We start from the raw sequence: 18,874 nt of genomic DNA, 5'->3' as shown, positions 1-18,874 counted from the left end.
AAACCCTGCTTTCACTTGTCACACTGCTCATTCTCGGCATTGCAGGGTTTCTTAATTGCTGTTTCCTTCTTCACATATTCAACCCATCATTACAGCAACTGTCTTTGCTCATCAATTCTCCCACAATTGTCCTGCTTCCGCTTCTGTAAGAGATATATTGCATTGTTGCCTGGACCGTTGGATAATTACATTATTAATAGCTACTCTGAAAGGCAGTTTGTTGAGCTGATGGTAATTCATAATGAGTGAGCGTAGGCGGGTCAGCAATACTTGCTTTTCTATGCCCGCTTCTCCCTCGTATAATACTTGTTCTATGCCGGCAGAAAGTTCTTCGAGGTCGTCAAACTCTTTACCTTCTTCTTCCATACTTTCCGGAGGTGGCATATTGTCCATGTACACACTTTCATCATACTTAGGCTGTGCAGGTTCTCCTGCAGGATCCTTTACCTGCCACACTCTTTTCCCGGCTCCGCCATTGGGGGGAGGTTTTTCTGGTGGTTGGCGGTTGTGCTTTAACTTTTCTTTGGCGAGCATGAAAAACAGCACTATGTAGTACACCGCTATCATACAGCCGACAAATACAAAGAATTGCTTCCATGAAATGTTTTCCAGCATCTGCGCTTGTTTAGATTGTTTTTGAATCCGGTTGACAAGGCAAATATGCTATGCCGTGAAAGCGACATTTCACAGATTTTTCCCAGATGGGAAAAATAAATATGCGCAGGCGCCATCGTCCCGCACTTTTCGTAGTAGGAGATTCGATTTGACCATATCGAGGAAAACAATTGGGCAGTCAGTAGTAGAACTCTTAATGTGGAGATAAGAAGTGAGATACTTGGTTAGCAGGGAGGCTAAACATATTTTCAACCAAGGAGGCGGACTGTGTGCGGTAGTAATGATGAACTGTTGCTGTTCAAAAATCCTTCCGGCGGCCTACTTGTCACTTAATCGTGATGACGGTTTTGGTTATTTAGATAATCGTTTTGCCAGGGTTAGTGTGTATTTTCTACAGATTAGCAAGCGTGATTGGAGCATGTAATTATCAGAAAACAACAAGGGATAATGAAACAATTGTCAGAGTAGTTATCTGGTATTATCAGATACGCAATAATAATGGGTTTTTCCCCCGCTCAAAGAATGATTGTATCGACTCCCGTTTCGATAAAACAAAAAAATATCTCACATGTTATACCGCTTTGTTCTTTGGCTTTCTGTATTTGTAAGCTATGATTGTAATGTATTCTTTATCATAATACTGGGTCTTAAGGCTTCCTTTAATTCGTTTGTTGTCGTCTTTTACTTCAACCGTGAGAGGTTTTTCCGAATAAAATTTGATTTCCTTCAATAGCTGCTCTATCTTATAAAATGCCTCAATATGAGTCTCCCCAATGATTGCCATTTCGGGATCTGATAGCTTTTTGAATATGATACTGAGTGCATCTTTGTCCCGACCTGCCAGCTGTATTTTTATTATTTTGTTAAGTTCCAGATCTGGTATTGTTGACATGTTTATGGGTTTAAGCAGTATTTCATAAAATTCAATTTAAAGAGTGAATAATAGTCCGATGTAAAAAATAAGCTTTAAATTCTTGTATTTGTTCCGGTCAAAACGAAATATAGATTTGGACAAATCGAATTGTAACAAAAAAATAAAAAATACTATGGGATCAAAAGGGCGTTAATACATGCAAATAAATGGTGAACTAAAATTGTGACGTCTTACCGGGGATTTTGTTCCATTCCACTAAAGGCTATAACATCTGGCGAAATGGGCAATACATATCGTATGTCACCCGGTGGAAGGGTGTATACCTGTTGGTTTTATATTCTTTGTAAGGTAATGGCAGCTCCTTGCTTATTCAACCGGCGGATATCGGCCCAGCGAAGCCCTCGAAATACCAGTTCTTTCCGCCGCTCTGTCAATACGAGCTGCAGCACGTCATTAGGTGTACTTACAGCAGGGGAGATATAAGCGCCGTTCTTCCACCGGCTCTTTAATAAGGTAACAAGGTCGTTTAATGCTCCGGATGCATCTTGCAAAGGACCTCTACGTTATTTCTGTTAAACGGATTAATTAAAGTAGTATCGATACTGTTATAGTCCAATAGTTCTGAATAAATCATCAAACAGCTGTCGGCATATAACTTGGCCTTTTGGAAATCGTTCATACTTAGATACACTCTGGCCAATAATGCATAGGCAGCGGGCAACGATGGCCGGTTCTTTCGTGAAGGATCTGGTATTCCTGGTAGCCAGCGAGTTGCTTCATTTATATCCCTTATTATTTGTTGGTAGGTTTGCGCCACCGTTGCCCTCACCGATTTTTGAAGGGGATCTGGTGTTAACCACAAAGGGATACCAGGTGTTGATTCAGCAGTCATTGAATCGTACAAGTTTGCAAATTGCAATGCAACATTAAAAAAAGCATATCCCCTTATAAAATAGGCACTGCCCAACACCCGATTTGTCTGAACCTGGTTGTTGGTTGATAAAGAAGGAAATGCGTCAAGGACAGAATTGGCATAATATACTTGTTCGTAAGATTTATTCCAGTCCCCTTACTGGTTTCGTATCATATATATCCTTCTTCCACAGGTAAGTATTTATTTCTACCATGTCAAATAAGCTGGAATCCGGGACATAAAAATTGTCTGCCGAGATCTCCGACAAAGTTGGTGTTACCCGCATCACATTTGTATTGTCAAGTATGGCCTGAGCATCGTCCATACTTGTCATTACGGCCAAACTACTATCGGGAATTTGTTCTAAATCAGATTGCTTTATACAGGCCGTCCATAATAAAAGTGAAAAAGCCAGGAAGGTTTTTTTGTTCATAACCGGTTTTTATTACACTTAATTTTATGAATGTGCTTAGATCATTATGTCAACTATTGGTTATAGTTAAAACCTATATCCAAAAGATAGCATTATAGATCTGTTTTTGAGTTGATGATGCACATCGTCTGGACGGCTCCATGTTGCTCTCCAAAACCTACAATTTAAATCATACCGCTTACCAAACATTAAGCCGGCGGTATAAACTACCACATAATTGTTTTCGTCAAGGTCAAAATTATTTTCGTATACCTGGGTGGGTGTACCATAATATGGTTTATTATAGTGAATGGTCAGCGTGTTCTTGGAAACGTTTGACAACATCATACCTGCACCAATACCACCATAAGCCGAAGTTTCCACCGCCAAGGAACACGATATAAAACTAAAACTACAGGTGCAATGGTGCGCGCCTTTATCTCGTATTCATCATATCTGTCACTATTTGCATACCCGCTTGCATGCGAGTGCAATGGTTTATATTCTACTTCAGCTCGGAGTATAAAGCCCTTAAGTTCATCCATATCCCCCATATCCCAATCGACTACAGCAGAGAGGTAAAGTTGCGTTGGGTGATCAAATTTCAAATAGTCTATCAAGTAACCCGATGTTTTCATTCGATCTACACTAAGACCGGCATGTAATGATACATATACACCATCTTCCTTGAATTTGTTTTCCGAAGTCTTCTGAGCAATTAAATACTTACTGGTAAAGAACAGTAAAAGGATTAAAGAGTGTTTTAGCATTTTGTTGGTTATATAATTTGATTAAATGGTATCGGCCACCAATAAAATGGGCATATTCCTAAAATAGCAAAACATGGTTTTATTGATTTGATGTGTCTGTCGAATACTGACTATCCAGTTAATTTCTCAATCACTTGATAGATATTTTATGAGCAGGTCAAACAATTGGAACCATGTTCTTATAATTCAATTTATATTGGGAAGCAAAAATCTTAAGTGATTTCTCACTAAGGCACCTAATATCCCCCTGCTTGGATCTCCTCGTAAAAACAAGGAAAGACGCTGATTTTACTCCCTTGCCCTGTTGCGGATCAATATAGCGATTTGGTTTTCCAGGTACAGGTTTAAAGCGGTTCAAAATTTTGCGGGCGGTAGCTATATCAATTTTCAATCTCTTGGAAATATCAACAACTGAAAGTTCACCGTCTTGTTTTACCGGTAGGGGCGCATAGGCGAGTTGAAATTTTTTCAAATCGCATTCCCTTAAACATCGAATGGTGCGGCCTGTAAATCGTCTTGTAACGATTTTGAAGGTGGCGTGACTTTTTGATGGATTTTCGGGGTCAACGAATAGGTCTTTGGAACCGCGCTTAGGGCAAAATCTCATTATAATCCTGGTAACCGTTTCGTTTCGCATATTAAGCCTTTTTGAAATGTCGAAGGCTGAAAGCTCGTCCGGTTTTTTATTTTCATGAGGGGCAAATGCTTGTTTAAATTTATCTAATTCACTTTTCTTCAGGCATCGGATGGTATGCGCCTGCTGCATACGTCTGTATACAATTCGGAAGGTAACAGGAGTATCAAGTTTAGGATGGTAAAAAAGTTCTTTAGAACCACTTAAAGGCTGAAGTTGGTTTACTATCCTTCTGACTGTTGAGGGATCCATTTCAATTGCCTGCGCTATGTCTTCAATGGATAGATCATCCGCTTTTTTTATTTCATAAAACTTGTAGGCAAGGCAGAATTTTTCTAAATCGTCTCTTTTGAGGCAGCGAACTTCTTTACCACAGCTATCTCTAAGCAAAATCTGGAATGTAACGCGATTTTTATTTTTATCGTTTGGGTCATAATATAGGTTTTTTACTTTTTTTACTGGCTTTAGCTCTTCCAATATTTTATAGATTCTGCTAAAATCTGCATGAACTTCTCTGGCAATATCGAAGGCTGAAAGTTCATCCTCTTTCTTCCATCCTAATATGGAACCTTGCTCTCTTATTTTCCTGTTTTCGTTTATTACTGCGTTTACTTGTTCTGTATGCCAATAAACTTTAAGGCCTTTGAGAAAATTTTCAGCTGGTCGGGCGTTAATTGGATGAAAATATTTAGATCCTTTTTTCCCAAAAGGTCTGCCTTTAAGAAATATATTTTCAATTTCAGGTAAGATGCAAGAGGCCTGGCCGATGACATCACCATATAACAAGGCTTTTCTTTTTAATTCAGTTCCCTCGTCGAAAAAATCGACGATCAATGCGGTCTTGTATGGATTAGTTTCGTCGGCACGGGTAGCCCTTCCACCTCTTTGTACTACATTGACCATTGAAAGTGAAGGCGCCAGGTTCATGCATAGTTCTATTTTTTTGTCGTCATGGCCCAGAATTAAGAGGTCAGAGTTTGCTAATAACAGGATTTCACCATGACGATGCGCAGACAAAATTTGTTTTCGCAATTTTGGTGACATATAATGATCTGTCGACCTGCCATGAATAGCTTCGCAAATAGTTTTGCCGCCAATGCTTGAAGACTTTATGCTTTTTTGGAAGATCTTCGCAATGGAGTACGCATGGTCAATGCTCACGCAATTGATAAGGCCTCGTTTACCCAATAAGGAGTGACCTGTATAAGGATCAATGGCAGATTGATAAAATTCAGCAGCTGCTTTATTACGACTTAGTATATTGACGGCTTTATCCAAAGACACAGGATGAAAATCTCCGGTATTTGAAATCTTTACTTCTTTCAAATTGGCGAGACGGCAACTAACTTTTATATTTCTAAATCCACAAATCAGGTGTTTATTGACGGCCTGCTGTATCGTAATTCGGTAGGCAAGAGTAAAATGCTTAGATAGTGCCTTATTCTCAGAATAACTGGGTGTGGCCGTAAGCGCCAACCATATAGCGTTTTTAAATTTCTTTCTGTATTCAATCCTGGCATCCGATAAAGAAAGGTGTCCTTCGTCCCAAACCAAAAAATCAAACTTATGGGCATGATATCTTGCGAAGTAGTGAAGGCTAGCATAAGTCGTTACAACTACGGGATGATCTAATTCTTTTGCGTGCGTGTAATACAGTCCGACGGAAATGTCAGGCGCATGTTCCTCAAATCGAAGTTTTGTTTGAACCACCAGGTTCATAGAGCTGGTCACGATCAGCACCTTTACTTTGTAACCATCACATAAGAGAGCATTTACAATTTGAGAAAAAATAACCGTTTTGCCGGTACCCGTCGGAAGGTCAACATATACGGCACGGTGGCCTGAATATATGGTGTCAGCTATGCTTTGAACAATATCCACCTGCTTGGGGAACAATATAGAATGCCCCTTTTTGAGATGCCTACGAATAGCAGTAACCGCATGCCTCATATTTTCAATTAGAACATCGGATGCTCCAAAAGGGCGCGTAAAAGTTGTATTGGTCATTATTGAACCAGTTTAATAATCAGGAGAAGGGCCTTAATGATAAATTATTTCGCCTCCGTATCATAAAATTCAAGGAAGTTTGAAACTTTACTAATCTTAGTTAAAGCATTCTTTTCTTTATTTTTTTCCGGGATGCCACCTATAATTATAGCCCTACCAAAAAAACATTTTGGTTCACCTGAAATATTTATACGAAATGGGAAAGTCCCCTGAGCTTGATCTTCCTCACTTACAAATAACCGGTCCCCATTTTTAAAAGTAAATGCATGCATACTTTGATTGCACTTAATGAGCTCACTTATTACGTCTTTACAGGTTTCATCTTTGGAACGTGCAAGTTTATATTTCATGATATGTTTTCGCCTTGGATCTATTAATACTATATACACGATTTTGGCCGGGTCATTAATTCGTTTATAGACTTTATTCAGATCAATCGATCTATTTCTCTCCCACCATTCTTCGTTAGTAAGGTGATCAAATAATTTCTTATTATGATCCGAAAGCCTTATCCAGGAATTAAGTTCCTCTTGTTCATCCTGCATAAGGGTTTCTTTTTTATTGACCTTGCCAATGAGAAAAGAGACTCTTTTTATTTGTGCTTCTTTTGTTTCTATGTTTGCTTCAATGAAATTTTCATTTAGTAATTTCTCCCGCACTTTTTTAGAAAATATCCCGATTATCGATATAATTAATCCGATAATCGCTATTATTAATGTAATATTCATAATTGGATAATTTAGGATAAAACCAGATTCTCAGTCCAAATACCTAATTAAAATATCCTTTTTGTTTTTTGGTCACATTCAGATGGTTGCAGTTATTCGCTACGGAAAGTTATTCTTCCTTTACATTTAGTGAAAATTAATGCAATCATTACTCAAAAGAGTATAACACTAAACGCAGCATAAAGTAATGCGTGTGTCAATTTTGCAAAATTGAACTGGTTTAATTATTATGGCATGTCGGAATAAGGGACAGCTAAGGTAGTTGCGCCTTTTTATTTCACAGCTTTTAAAACAATGTTATAATATCTACTGTCGTTGTTGGGCCCAAATACACCCATAGTCCAAATCATTGATTCCCTTCCGTCATCATTCTGGCTTGCTGGACACCACTCGCTGCAGCTGAAGCTTGTAGAACCTAAAAGAATATAATAAAGATCTGAATTAATATCCCCTCTAGCATCTGACCATGTTGTAGCAGTATCAATCATAGTAAACGAACGGGCCTCATCTGTTGCATTTAGCCTTCCGTTTTTATAGAAAGTCATAAAACAGCTATCAAATGTTCTTTGGTGTGATGTATCATAGAACACCCTATTTGAGTCCTGGTTAAATTTATAATAATCAATTTGTGCAAATGTAATTTCCCACTTTTTACAATTGCTTCCCGTTAAGTCATTCGGGTAAATACTTGAACGGCAGGATTTTTCCTCTTTATTACAACTGGAATAAAGGTAAACTGGAAGAACGAGTGAAAAATAGAACGCTAAAAATCTATATTTCATTTTTAAAACTTTTTAAGATAATTGCAAATCAAGAATGGCACGGATAACAAGCCCAAATTCATATTCGTTGGGGCTAAAATGAACCTTTGTTACAGTTTAAGCCCAGGCCACTTTTTTTTCAATATTTTATTAGCGGACTCTCTTAATCGTTTCGCTTCATTCTCAGCCGACATCTTAATGGCATTATATCCTTTGTATCCAGCAACGAACAATCCAATACTAATAATTAAAAACTGATAATAGTAGGATGGTGGATCTATCACAAAAGGACCCGCATATGCAATAAAGAATGCTACTCCGCCCAATATGACAGAAATAAAAGTTAAAGCCGGGAAAACAATATCTGGTATCTTTTCAAAATGAATTTTGATGAGTAACAGAATTGCATAAATGAAAGGAGAAAGGGTAAGGCATAAGGTAAGCGATAAGGAAAATGTTATCCCATATAACCGTTTGGCAATTAATGAAAATGGTAATCCAAGGATTAAATTTATCAATAGATATAAGGCAAATAAAACATGTGGCATAATCAATTCCTAAATAAGGTAGCGAGCGCATGCAGCTCTGTAACCGCCCGGGCAACAACAGGTATGATAATACCGTATTGTAGGCTATCTTCACCAATTTTTAATATTGTTGATTATGGTTCAGTAATTATACCTTTCCATTTTTGCTGAAGCAGCTCTGCTATCCGACTTGAAGGGAAGGTTGGCATAACAGTAAGCACATACTTCAACCAATCATATGCATTTACGTTATGCAGTTTGCACGTAGCAAATAGTGAGTAAATGATGGCGGCGTTCTGTGCCGCATCATGCGATCCGGCGAAGAGGTAGTTGTTCCGGCCCAAAACGATTGGGCGGATGGCGTGCTCGATAAGATTAGTATCCATTAGCAGCATGCCATCATGCAGGAACATGCCGAGTTGCTTTTCCCTTTCAGAAAAGTATGTCAGTGCTTTACCTATTGGGCTTCTTAGAGAGGCTACCCTGGGTATTTCTATTTTTACCCAGGCGGCTAACTCATCATAGATTGGAACCGATTTTTCCTGGCGTATTTTCTTTCGTTCATCAAAGCTGAGGTTTTGCTCTCTACAATAACTTTCAATACCATATAATTTGCTATACAGCATTAAGGCATGCTCAGCCCTGTTTTTATCAGTTAATTTGGCATCGTTGAACTTTCTCCTGGCATGGGCATTACAATTTACAAGGGTTATTCCCGGAAGATTACCATAGTGCTTGTAAACCGAGTATCCATCACTGTGGAGATAGCCATTATAATCCTGTAATACAGCTCTGGCGTGCTTATTGCCACGGCCTCTCTGGTATTCAAAAAATACCAGTTTGTCGACTGGATTACAGTACGCCCACATATAGCCCAAAGTAGATTTTTTTCCCTTTTTCTTATCCGTATCCAATACAAGATGTGGAGTTTCATCAGCCATCATATATCCACAGGCAGGTTGGGTGATCGATTGGCGATGAGCATCATAAATGGCTGTAAGGCTGTGGCAGGTACCATTGGCCCAATCGCCAATAGTATTTTCCGATAAGATGATTCCGCTTTGTGCAAATTTCTGCATCTGCCGGTGGATGGGCATGTGCCACATGTATTTCTCTACTGTAACATGTGCTTTCAGGGAAGGTGCTGCCAGGCTTTTGTCTTTTTCCTGTGGAAGGCTGGCGATGAAGAACTCGATTGAACCATCTGGATTGCTACGCTTATACTTGTATCTGCGATAAACCGTAGCAAATAACCTGGCCGGATCATATTCAAGCTGTTCTGTTTCTATTGTATCATAGTGTTCTGCATCCTGCGGAAGATTGTCCGGATGCATGTCTATATATTTCCGCTCAATATGAGCTGGGATTTCATTGCGGCCGGGGTGATTTTTCTTTTCAGATTTAATCTTCGTGTATGATTCAATTTTCCGGCCATCGTTAATATAGCATGCTTCGACTACCTCCGCATCTATGCCTAATTGCAGTTGTCCTGGCATCGGCACTGCTGATTTTTCACTGCTGCGACTGTATACCAGTTTGGTCAACTGCTGGTATTGATATTTGATCAGCTCCAGCTTTTCAATACGCTTGTCCTTTTCTTTATTGATGTTTACAAGGGAGGCATTTTCTTCTCTCAGTAGCTTTACTTCTGCTATCAGTTGTTCTACTGCATTTTTAAGAGGAGTAATCTGGCTCTGCAGCCCGTGTATCATTTCATCCTTTTGCTTAAGAACAGCATCGAACTGCATGCTTTTAAGAAGCATCTGTTCGAATTTCTCGAGTAATTCCTGATGTTGTGGAGTAATAAGCAAAAGACGTATTGTTGATGAATGCTTATATATAAACATTTCACCAACAACGTTTGACTATCCGTGTGACTTGATTAGTTATTCACAGATGTGAGTTACTCATGCCTGGGAGCCCAGCAACGGTTCATATCTGTCGGTCCTGATATAACCACCTGATTCCAGGTTAACGCCACTCAGCAAAAACATAATTTGTTCTGTACTCATCCTGTAACTGATCTGGTCATCAGCAATAGCTGGCAACTGAAAAGAACCTTCATCCAGACGCCGGTAAAATATGCTAAAGCCCTTCTTTTCATATACGAGCACCTTGATCATAGTTCGGTTCCGGTTGAAGAATAAAAACACGTCACCGTTAATGATGTCCCTATTTAACTCGGTTCGGATCAATGCAGCCAGGCTATCGAAGGATTTAGACATCTTTACAGGCCGGCGATATAAATAGTAATTCACGGTTTCGTGGACGGAAAACAACTTGCTCATGATAACAACGCTTTTAGATATTCTGCCGATACTTCTTTATACAGTCTGATTTTACCTATCTCGGCAAATAATTGTGGATGACTGAGGTTGTTAATATTACGGACTACTTCTATATTGGCAAATCCACTCTGAACAACCTGAATCTTCCTGGGTTTTCGTTTTGATTTATTACGGTACTTCTTAACCCATCTGTAGAAAGTTTTTTCAGATATGCTATTGACTTCACAATACTCCTTTACAGAAAGGCCACTTTGTTGCTGTTCTGACAAACACCCGTGGATAGCTTCTACTGATCGCCGTATTCTGGGGTTGACAGCTGTTGCTTGCTGGTTCTGTTCCATAATTCAATATTTCAAAGAGCGTAAAGCTAGGCCTTACCTAAACACATTCGGCCCTGTAGTTTCCCGGGTATTTACAGTTTCCCGGGTATTTACGCAGCTCTTATGTAAATAAAAGATGGAATTCTCTTATAAAACACACGAAGTGATGAAAGTGACTATTCGAAAAGAAAATATTTTTTCCTCAGTCATTTTATATAACACAAAAACGTCACCAAGGATTTGGCAGCGTTTGGACTTTCGAGATATTTGCCCAGTATCTAATAAGAGTTAAGAGAAGTAAAAGCCAATCGTTTGAACAGATGCAGGTGCAATTTATGATGGTTATCCATGAAGTAGTTAAAAAGTAGGCAATGATCAACAATATAATACGTTGACCATTATTTTCTATTTTTCACTACCATCATAGTCATAATCCTCCAATGTCCAATCGATTACAACTTGTTTCACCCATTCAGCAAATGAGGTATTCGTAACTTCTGGCGGATCGTATACTGTATAAGGATAATCATGTTGCCAAAAAATTATATTACATGAGTTTTCATTAATAGTTCGAGTATCGAAACAGTAATGATTACCTCCTCCGTCCGGAGAAAATGGTATTAGATAATCGTACATTGGATTCGAGACTTCTTCATGTTCAAATTTATAGTTCTTGTCAAGGGAAAATTGCCATTCTTCTTCGCCAACTCCATAAACAATTGTACCCATTAAATTCAAACCATTAATTTTTTGTATTAAAGCAATATAGTCTACCGGCAATTTTTTATTAAGCTCACTTTGAAAAGCAATTATTGATTCTTGGCTCGCAGGTTCTTTTAACGTAATTGTTTTAGCCGATAATAATAATAATTCTTCGATTATAGCATCTATACGCATTTAGTTTAACAGAAAGGAAAAAGTTTAAATCCTAAACAGTTTATAATTCAAAATATTACCGCGGCCTGGCATTTAATTATTAGTCATTAGTGTATTAATGAATTCTTTAAAATTATTACCAATAAAAATTGATTCTTCCACAGATAATCCAATAAATGGAACCTTAATGTAGGTAAGATTTTCACGTTTAAAGCCAAAAGCCGTATCCCCTCCATCTGAACCTATAAGAAAAAGTTCGGGTGCAAATTCATTAACCCCGTACATTTCATTGTATTCTTTTAATTTATCTAAGCTCCAAAGTGAAATGTATACTTCTTCTGTTAATGAACATTCGCAGCCATTGAATAGTGTTAAAAATTCAACATAATCATGCGGCAAGGCAAGGTCTAATTGGGCAAGAAAACGATTTACAACATCTTCGGATATCCTGCTTTCGCTGACCATACGACTTGTAATCAAATCCTGTAATTCTTTTTCCAAAGAATCTGTTTTTAAATGTTTAGACTGCTTATTTTAACGTTCTGATAGGTGAAAAATAATACGCAACAACATCACATAATAACCCGTCTTTCACATTATTAACGAGACGATTTATGTAAGAACTAAACAATATTTGAAAAGAATCTACGATTCAACATTAAACAAATCATGTAAATACTCCTTTTCAGGATCATTTAAGAGCTCTTGAATATCTTGATTTTCATAATACAATTTCAATTCACCTTTATTCTCATTTTCAATCGCTTTAACACCGTCCAGAACACAAAGGAAACTAAAAACTGCCGTTTCAACGGATTCTTTAATTATTTGCCCAACGACTATTTTATCATTTTCATTTAACTGCTTATACCAGTTTGACATATCAACAAATTTCTGTAAAGGTTTTCGCCCTGGTGGCTCCTCTAAATTCAATGTTACCGATTTTTTAGAACCATTAACAACAACTTTCTGTATTATTTCAACAAATTTTTCAGCATTCATAATTATTTATTTTTTATTCTGGGAGGCTTATCAAACTGCCCTTGAAATTGCTTCTTTGTTAAATCTATCAATTCCTGTAAACTACTATTTGGTGCCTTTGTATTTTGTCTTAAATCTCGAATATCCTTTGCTAATTGTGCCCTTTGAGGAGTTGTCTCCAAGGTTGACTGTACCGTTTGTGTTCCTTTCAAAGTAGAGATTGCTCTATGTTCATTTTCAGGTAACGCAATCGACGGCCCTGTGTTTTTATCATACCCTTGAATTGTATTACCGGCAGGTTGTTTTTGAGGTGCATGATGAATGTCCAAACCGTCTCCAGCTACAGATCTGCTTTTTAACTCATTATATGCTCCAACTTCATACTTTTGAACAGCATTTTCTGCTGATTCAATTACCTTGACCTCTGTTACACCAACTTTAACTTCAGCGCTTACAACTGTTTTAAGCACATTACCCTCCACACCAAGTCCTCCCATCGTTGACATGGGATTCATTATTGCTTGATGAACATAATCATTACCCGCATTCCAGTTACTCTTGGCATTCTCCAATGCGGTGTTAGCTGTTTCTTTAATCCATTTGCCAACAATATAAGCACCTCTCTTTTCATTCTCCCATAATCGACTTAAAAAACCGCAACAGTCACCTCCTTCATCACCTAACGGATCGCTATACCGTATTGGATTATCATAATTGGAAGCATACGGCGACCACATTTCCATATTATCAACCTTCGGATCAATTTCCCACCATCTTCCTATCTGAGGATCTAATTCTCTTAACTCCGCATCATAAATTTCAATACCTAAACCGTCTTCTTTCTCAATTCCATTATATTTTTTCTTATTATTCGGATCACCGAAATTTAATGCTTTCGATGAGATACCGGCCATTGTTAATCCAAAGGGATAATAGTGTGTTTCTTCAGTTATTGGTCCTTTCTCGTGCGTTATTTGCAAGTTATCAAAATATACTAAATTATTGCTTTCATTGCTAACAAAAACATAGCAATAGCCATTTTTGACGGCTTCTTTAGCATTGCCATCCACGCGGTAAATCGTTTGACCACTGCCTTTAGCGGCGACCTGTACTATTTCGCTGTTGGCACTCACAAAGCGGAATTGCTCATCGAAGAAGAGGATATTTAAAAAGGCTTTCGGCATGGTACCCCCATTGCCGTTTTCTGGTGCCAGGAAACTCGTGAAGGGTATGTTGTTGTTTAAATTAGTGGTGACAGCACTTCCACTGCCGTGAAAGAATAGGGTACCACTACCGTTATTCAGGATATTGGTCAATATGGTTAATATGGAGTTTACACCATTGGCATTACTGTTATCGGTTGCATCGTTTTGTATATAATAATCTACCTTTACATGTACTTTGTCCTTAGCCATTACCTTTAACAGTTTGCCGGTGCCAATGCTATGGGTACTTTTTCGTAATAACTGCACCCAACTGCCGTTGGTTGTGCTGGTATAAAAGTTACCGGGCCGACTGGTTCTTTCAACATATACACTGTCATAATAAATACTTTCATTCGCAATCGAGGCATCTTCAAATGTTACCGCAGGATAAAAGGTTGTATCCTTTTGTGTTGTTAATACCATTCGCACATTACCCAAATGGTCTTTGATAAAATAATCGTACACAAAGGATTTCTTTATTGTATCATACCTGATCCGCCCTTCTTCATGTCCTACATATTGTAAAGTATCGTTTATGTATACAGCTCCGGCGATGTATGAAGTAGTGGTGATCTTTGCAGGGTTAATTGTACTATCAGTAGTTATTTTTTGCAGCTTGTTGCCAGTGGCATCATATACATACTGAATTTTGCCTTTACCGCTCATATATATTGTTTGCGGCAGATTCAGATAGTTATAGGCAATGCCGCTACCAGCTCCCAGTTTGATGTCTTTGTTTAAGTCTTTTATTAAATTGCCGTTTCCATCATAAGCATAATCTGTGGCAGCAGATGTTTTATTATTACCCAGTGCTGTCATATAAGCTTTTGAACTTCTGAAGTCACCCAGTAATGTGGCTGTGTCGTTAGTAGCGTCTATTACATTCTGTAACCGGTTGCTGTAACTGTAATAATTATATTGCAGACTGTCGATGGTGGCAATGGTGACACTTCCCGGCTTAAAACCTTTTTGTGTCATAGTAAGTAAATTACCATTCGCATCGTAAGTAAGATTGTGCGCGCTAAAATCTATACCTGCGCTGAGATTGAATGCATTGTTGGAGAGTTGAGTAAACGCAGCATCAGTAAGCCGGTTTACGGCATCATAGCTAAAGTCATATTTACGCACCTGCCCGTCACCGGTACTTTTCCATAGCATACCACCAATGTTTCCGTTAAATTGAGCGGTATTGTAACTTTTTGAAGTGCCATTGATAGTGATGGCTGTTTTATCGTATCCCAGGTCAAACCCAAAAAAACTGGCAGTGCTTAATGTGTCTTTGGCATAAGTGCGGTTGGCCCCTAACAGCCAGCCACGGATGTTGTAGTCATAAACAAGTGAATCAAGCTGGCCGCCACCGGCCGGAGCCAACACCGTCTTTTTTAGTTGTCCCAGGGCATCGTACGACAATTCAGACAGGGTTACATAGCTACTCATGTTACCGCCGTTTACCAGCGTATTGCTTAATTTCTTTTCGGTTTTGGCAAGCCGCCCGAGGCTGTCATAACTTATCTGGGTTACGGTTACAGAAGTTTGTGTATTACTTCCACCTTTTATTGTTTTATTAATCACAATCAGCGGTTGACCAGAAAAGCTGTATTGGGTAGTAACTGTATCTGTTTGGCCGGTTATGTTTTTACTTTGTGACTGTATGATCCTACTCTTGTCATCATAAAAATTCACGGTATATAAAAGAGAATCATTCCCGAGATCTTTTACAGCAGTGCCGGTTACCAGTCCATTAAGCATACTGCTTTGGGTAACAGATTGAGCATACGGATATTGAGTATCACTGGCAGTTAATAAATAGCTATCAGAGGCTGTACTCCTGGTATTACTGAAAGGATTATTATTCAGAGCAAGCCAATCATAGTTATCATAAAAAGTAAGCGTTAAAGGACTAAAAGTGGCTGTTTGCGGAACAGGATATCTGTTAACAATAATGCCTCCTGCCATAGATGTATCTCCGCCGTTCTGTGTTACAATTTCTGCCTGCAGTTCACCACCAGTTACAGATTCAAATTCGTTTTCGAAAGTAATTGTTGCCAAAGCCTTCTTATAACCCGAGTGCGTTCCGGAAAGCGTGAGGTCAACAGGAACAGTACTACCTGAAAAGTTAGCAGATTGATTAGTGACAGCCGACTGCATACCGGCCAGACTGCTGTTATATGTAGTAAAGCCTGTTAGTACAGGCCGGTTTATTTCGTCGTATAATGTAGTTAGCCACCGGTTTTGGCTGCGCATTGCTGAATCCTGTGTAAATACCAGCCTGTCGCGAACATCGTAGACCAAATATACAGCACCTGCACCGGGTACCTTTTTCATTGTCATTCTTTTTCGCCCGTCATATTCATAGCGAAAACACTGCTCGTCGAGCAAGGTATTAGTGAACTGCCAGTTACTGACAGCCAACTGCTCAACCCCTTTAGGCTGAATTACCGCCCGTAACTGATTGAGGTTATCATAAATGTAATAGGTACAAAGCCAGCCGGTATGCCCTTTTCCGGTGCCGGTATCGGATACAGCGGCGGTTAGCTGTACTTTTTTTAATATTGTTTTTCCTTCGCGGTCTCTAAACTCAATTACCTGTTTATCATTTTCGTCAATCGTAACATTTTTATACAATTCCCCGGCTTTGTACATACTATCGCCAGCATACGTACTAAATATTCCCAAAGTATTGCTTACCGTTACCGCCCATATCCTTACTGAATCAATCAATGTATTTACCCAATATTTCATCTTGGGGCCTTTTCCCTGGTTTACCCAGTTATTGCCAGGTGCGTAAGTTCTGTCGGCGCGGTTTAGGGGCGAAGGTTCAAATTCTGTTTTTGAGTAGTAATACGTTTCGCCCTGCCCTTTCACCGGACTATTAGCATTGTTATCGCTGTAAAAATTTTGTTGTTGCTGAAAGGGATTTTGTTTAAACAAGCCATCTGATACAGAAGTATTACCGCCATAGGTACTTGCTGCAAAAGGCAGGTATTGCCGTTGTATGCGGCCATTGTCATCATACACTACCGGACTAACCAGATCAACAGCAGTGCCACCGGTTACCATTGAGCCCTGCTTTACTACTGTTTGAACGGGCCTGCCCAGACCGTCGAAATATTGGGTGGTCATTCGGGAATGGGTAATGGCAGCAGATGTAGAAAAATTGTTGTTACTGGTATCGGGCTTCACCGCTACCCAACTTCTTATATAATTATTGAGTGTAGAGGAGTAGGCCGAAGGCGTGTAAACACTTGCGTCCTGTGCATGCAAATGCGAACAGCACAGCAGGATAATATTTATAATTGCAATGACAAATTGTTTCATCTGTAACATGTTTTAAAGATGACCGGTTTGCAAAAACTCCAGTTATGCCTGTATTATGGAAATACGAGAGCATTAATTACCTTTCCTGTACTGCTGCAATTCTTTTTCAAGCGCGGCTATTTTTTTATTGAGCTGCTCCAGCATTTTGTTTTGCTGAATCAGGTATAACGTTAGCTCTTCAATTTTTACAACTACTGCTGCCTGATTGTCGCCCAGATCAAGGCCATTCTTTTCAATGTCGTCAGCACAAGGGATTTCGGGTAAGTGATGATATTGCTTAACGTATTGTTCGAGTTCAGATAAGGGGCGCAACCGGTAGCTGGTATGGAATACGTAATCGCCCCAGCCAGTTTGCGTAACTTTTACTTTTGTAGAAAAGATTTGACCGTTTACTGCCAGTTTAGCCTGCGGGCTTGATGTGCCAATTCCTACATTTCCGTTTCCCTGTATTCTCATAAGTTCTGTATATGCACCTGAGCTTTCGAGGCGTTTTCCAAAAGAAATATTTCCATTGCTGCCATCACTTGTACTGGCAAAAATGGATAGTTCGCGGGAAGCTCCGGACATATTTGCTCCAAACCCAGACTGAATACTACCGCTGCCACCATCATACACAAGCATTCTTTTTCCGGTTGCTGCACCAACGCTTAGTGTTGCCTGTGGACTTGTTGTGCTGATACCAACTTCACCGTTTGATGTCATTGTAACTTTTTGTGTTGCGCTACCACTTGTTGCTCCGGGCGAGAAAATTATAGCTCCAAATTCCCTTAGCTCCATGATATTTTCCGAACGTCTGAACAAAATGCGATGATTATCATCCATGCATCGTATTTGTGCATTATCATCGAAAAAAACTTCATATCCCGAACTCAACCTTATATTCCCATTTGCAACATGTAATTTTTGCTGTGGCGAAGTGGTGCCAATGCCAACGTTTCCGCTTGATGGAAATGTATTTTGAGCATGAACAGATATTACGGCAGTAATATATATTAAAGCGGAAGAAAAAATCTTTTTCATTTATAATAGTTTTATTTGATTTAAAATTGGAGTTGCAATAAAAAAATTGTTGTAAGGCTCATTTCTGTACTTCCTGTGTATCAAATGCCGACCTGGGAACAATTGTGTTAAGAATGTTTTTAACGATGGGGTCGTCCAAACTGGTTTCTTTACCCAGCGTTGCATAGAACACACCAGCTTCACTTAAAAAGTATTTACTACCGGTTGCAAATTGGTCTGCATCCCTGTTCCTGTTTTTATCTGTTAACCATTTTAGCACTGATTCTCGCTGATTCGGTGTGGAATCAATTGTTTGCAGTCCTTCAGTTATTATTGCGCCGGAATCTATTGGTGTCTTGTAAATATTCAGGTAACTATTAGCAGATGGGGCACCTGCCAGAAACGATACCAGCCCAACAACGCTTACTTTTCCTTTATAATTATTTTGAAAACGGACCAATTGATTTATAACCGATGTATCATGTTGTAAAGGGAGCACTATTATGAGTACTTTTTTCCCTTGCAAACTATCGATACTAACAATGTTGTTGTTTAAATCTGTAATGTTGTGGGTGGCTTGTGCAGCACTATTTTTATATAGTAAACAAGCCATTATAATGATCATTATTATTTTCATAGTAAGATG

The 18,874-nt window shown here is 38.9% G+C and carries 18 protein-coding genes and 1 pseudogene; all 19 read right to left on the bottom strand.

Going from position 1 to position 18,874, the window contains the following annotated elements; all coding sequences use genetic code 11:
* Positions 1–111: 111 nt before the first annotated feature.
* Entirely contained in the window at positions 112–615 is a 504-nt protein-coding gene (locus tag AC59IL_RS07390) for a hypothetical protein (protein ID WP_496551462.1), read from the bottom strand.
* Between the two features lie 571 nt (positions 616–1,186).
* Entirely contained in the window at positions 1,187–1,507 is a 321-nt protein-coding gene (locus AC59IL_RS07385) for a hypothetical protein (protein WP_496551461.1), read from the bottom strand.
* 314 nt (positions 1,508–1,821) lie between these two features.
* Entirely contained in the window at positions 1,822–2,040 is a 219-nt protein-coding gene (locus AC59IL_RS07380) for a hypothetical protein (RefSeq protein WP_496551460.1), read from the bottom strand.
* A pseudogene (locus AC59IL_RS07375) lies at positions 2,016–2,495 on the bottom strand (RagB/SusD family nutrient uptake outer membrane protein); the annotation flags it as partial. The gene AC59IL_RS07380 and the pseudogene AC59IL_RS07375, both read right to left, overlap by 25 nt.
* A 49-nt stretch (positions 2,496–2,544) precedes the next feature.
* Positions 2,545–2,835: a hypothetical protein gene (locus AC59IL_RS07370; protein ID WP_496551459.1), complete on the bottom strand. Its 291-nt coding sequence runs from the start codon at positions 2,833–2,835 to the stop codon at positions 2,545–2,547.
* Between the two features lie 323 nt (positions 2,836–3,158).
* On the bottom strand, positions 3,159–3,584 hold the full coding sequence (locus tag AC59IL_RS07365; RefSeq protein ID WP_496551458.1) for a hypothetical protein: 426 nt from the start codon (positions 3,582–3,584) through the stop codon (positions 3,159–3,161).
* 157 nt (positions 3,585–3,741) lie between these two features.
* On the bottom strand, positions 3,742–6,225 hold the full coding sequence (locus AC59IL_RS07360) for a DEAD/DEAH box helicase (RefSeq protein WP_496551457.1): 2,484 nt from the start codon (positions 6,223–6,225) through the stop codon (positions 3,742–3,744).
* 44 nt (positions 6,226–6,269) lie between these two features.
* Positions 6,270–6,953, bottom strand: a complete 684-nt coding sequence (locus AC59IL_RS07355; protein WP_496551456.1) for a hypothetical protein — start codon at positions 6,951–6,953, stop codon at positions 6,270–6,272.
* A 272-nt stretch (positions 6,954–7,225) separates the two neighbouring features.
* Positions 7,226–7,735: a hypothetical protein gene (locus tag AC59IL_RS07350; RefSeq protein WP_496551455.1), complete on the bottom strand. Its 510-nt coding sequence runs from the start codon at positions 7,733–7,735 to the stop codon at positions 7,226–7,228.
* Positions 7,736–7,824: 89 nt separating this feature from the next.
* Entirely contained in the window at positions 7,825–8,262 is a 438-nt protein-coding gene (locus tag AC59IL_RS07345) for a hypothetical protein (protein WP_496551454.1), read from the bottom strand.
* A 113-nt stretch (positions 8,263–8,375) separates the two neighbouring features.
* Positions 8,376–10,052, bottom strand: coding sequence for an IS66 family transposase (gene tnpC / locus AC59IL_RS07340; RefSeq protein ID WP_496551453.1), 1,677 nt, complete (start codon positions 10,050–10,052; stop codon positions 8,376–8,378).
* A 96-nt stretch (positions 10,053–10,148) separates the two neighbouring features.
* Positions 10,149–10,529, bottom strand: a complete 381-nt coding sequence (gene tnpB / locus AC59IL_RS07335; RefSeq protein ID WP_496551452.1) for an IS66 family insertion sequence element accessory protein TnpB — start codon at positions 10,527–10,529, stop codon at positions 10,149–10,151.
* Positions 10,526–10,870 carry an IS66 family insertion sequence element accessory protein TnpA gene (gene tnpA, locus AC59IL_RS07330; protein ID WP_496551451.1) on the bottom strand — a complete coding sequence of 115 codons (345 nt, stop codon included), beginning with the start codon at positions 10,868–10,870 and terminating at the stop codon, positions 10,526–10,528. The genes tnpB and tnpA overlap by 4 nt, the downstream gene beginning before the upstream one ends.
* A gap of 384 nt (positions 10,871–11,254) precedes the next feature.
* Positions 11,255–11,746 carry an SMI1/KNR4 family protein gene (locus AC59IL_RS07325; protein WP_496551450.1) on the bottom strand — a complete coding sequence of 164 codons (492 nt, stop codon included), beginning with the start codon at positions 11,744–11,746 and terminating at the stop codon, positions 11,255–11,257.
* A gap of 72 nt (positions 11,747–11,818) precedes the next feature.
* Positions 11,819–12,226: an SMI1/KNR4 family protein gene (locus AC59IL_RS07320; protein ID WP_496551449.1), complete on the bottom strand. Its 408-nt coding sequence runs from the start codon at positions 12,224–12,226 to the stop codon at positions 11,819–11,821.
* A gap of 144 nt (positions 12,227–12,370) precedes the next feature.
* Positions 12,371–12,727, bottom strand: a complete 357-nt coding sequence (locus AC59IL_RS07315; RefSeq protein WP_496551448.1) for a hypothetical protein — start codon at positions 12,725–12,727, stop codon at positions 12,371–12,373.
* A 2-nt stretch (positions 12,728–12,729) separates the two neighbouring features.
* Positions 12,730–17,229 (bottom strand): DUF6443 domain-containing protein, encoded by a 4,500-nt coding sequence (locus AC59IL_RS07310; protein WP_496551447.1) that lies wholly within the window; start codon positions 17,227–17,229, stop codon positions 12,730–12,732.
* A 72-nt stretch (positions 17,230–17,301) separates the two neighbouring features.
* Complete coding sequence (locus AC59IL_RS07305; RefSeq protein WP_496551446.1) at positions 17,302–18,249, bottom strand: hypothetical protein; 948 nt, start codon at positions 18,247–18,249, stop codon at positions 17,302–17,304.
* A 58-nt stretch (positions 18,250–18,307) separates the two neighbouring features.
* Positions 18,308–18,865 carry a hypothetical protein gene (locus AC59IL_RS07300; RefSeq protein WP_496551445.1) on the bottom strand — a complete coding sequence of 186 codons (558 nt, stop codon included), beginning with the start codon at positions 18,863–18,865 and terminating at the stop codon, positions 18,308–18,310.
* Between the last annotated feature and the right edge of the window lie 9 nt (positions 18,866–18,874).

The sequence above is a fragment of the Niastella sp. sgz303648 genome (assembly GCF_059587045.1).
This window is presented reverse-complemented; position numbering and strand designations above follow the sequence as displayed.

Bases quoted from the DNA above. Each gene is read 5' to 3' on its own strand.
- AC59IL_RS07365 (WP_496551458.1), bottom strand. From the start codon at position 3,584: ATGCTAAAACACTCTTTAATCCTTTTACTGTTCTTTACCAGTAAGTAT.
- AC59IL_RS07350 (WP_496551455.1), bottom strand. From the start codon at position 7,735: ATGAAATATAGATTTTTAGCGTTCTATTTTTCACTCGTTCTTCCAGTT.
- AC59IL_RS07390 (WP_496551462.1), bottom strand. From the start codon at position 615: ATGCTGGAAAACATTTCATGGAAGCAATTCTTTGTATTTGTCGGCTGT.
- AC59IL_RS07315 (WP_496551448.1), bottom strand. From the start codon at position 12,727: ATGAATGCTGAAAAATTTGTTGAAATAATACAGAAAGTTGTTGTTAAT.
- AC59IL_RS07345 (WP_496551454.1), bottom strand. From the start codon at position 8,262: ATGCCACATGTTTTATTTGCCTTATATCTATTGATAAATTTAATCCTT.
- AC59IL_RS07385 (WP_496551461.1), bottom strand. From the start codon at position 1,507: ATGTCAACAATACCAGATCTGGAACTTAACAAAATAATAAAAATACAG.
- tnpA (WP_496551451.1), bottom strand. From the start codon at position 10,870: ATGGAACAGAACCAGCAAGCAACAGCTGTCAACCCCAGAATACGGCGA.
- AC59IL_RS07325 (WP_496551450.1), bottom strand. From the start codon at position 11,746: ATGCGTATAGATGCTATAATCGAAGAATTATTATTATTATCGGCTAAA.
- tnpB (WP_496551452.1), bottom strand. From the start codon at position 10,529: ATGAGCAAGTTGTTTTCCGTCCACGAAACCGTGAATTACTATTTATAT.
- AC59IL_RS07300 (WP_496551445.1), bottom strand. From the start codon at position 18,865: ATGAAAATAATAATGATCATTATAATGGCTTGTTTACTATATAAAAAT.
- AC59IL_RS07310 (WP_496551447.1), bottom strand. From the start codon at position 17,229: ATGAAACAATTTGTCATTGCAATTATAAATATTATCCTGCTGTGCTGT.
- AC59IL_RS07370 (WP_496551459.1), bottom strand. From the start codon at position 2,835: ATGAACAAAAAAACCTTCCTGGCTTTTTCACTTTTATTATGGACGGCC.
- AC59IL_RS07360 (WP_496551457.1), bottom strand. From the start codon at position 6,225: ATGACCAATACAACTTTTACGCGCCCTTTTGGAGCATCCGATGTTCTA.
- AC59IL_RS07355 (WP_496551456.1), bottom strand. From the start codon at position 6,953: ATGAATATTACATTAATAATAGCGATTATCGGATTAATTATATCGATA.
- AC59IL_RS07305 (WP_496551446.1), bottom strand. From the start codon at position 18,249: ATGAAAAAGATTTTTTCTTCCGCTTTAATATATATTACTGCCGTAATA.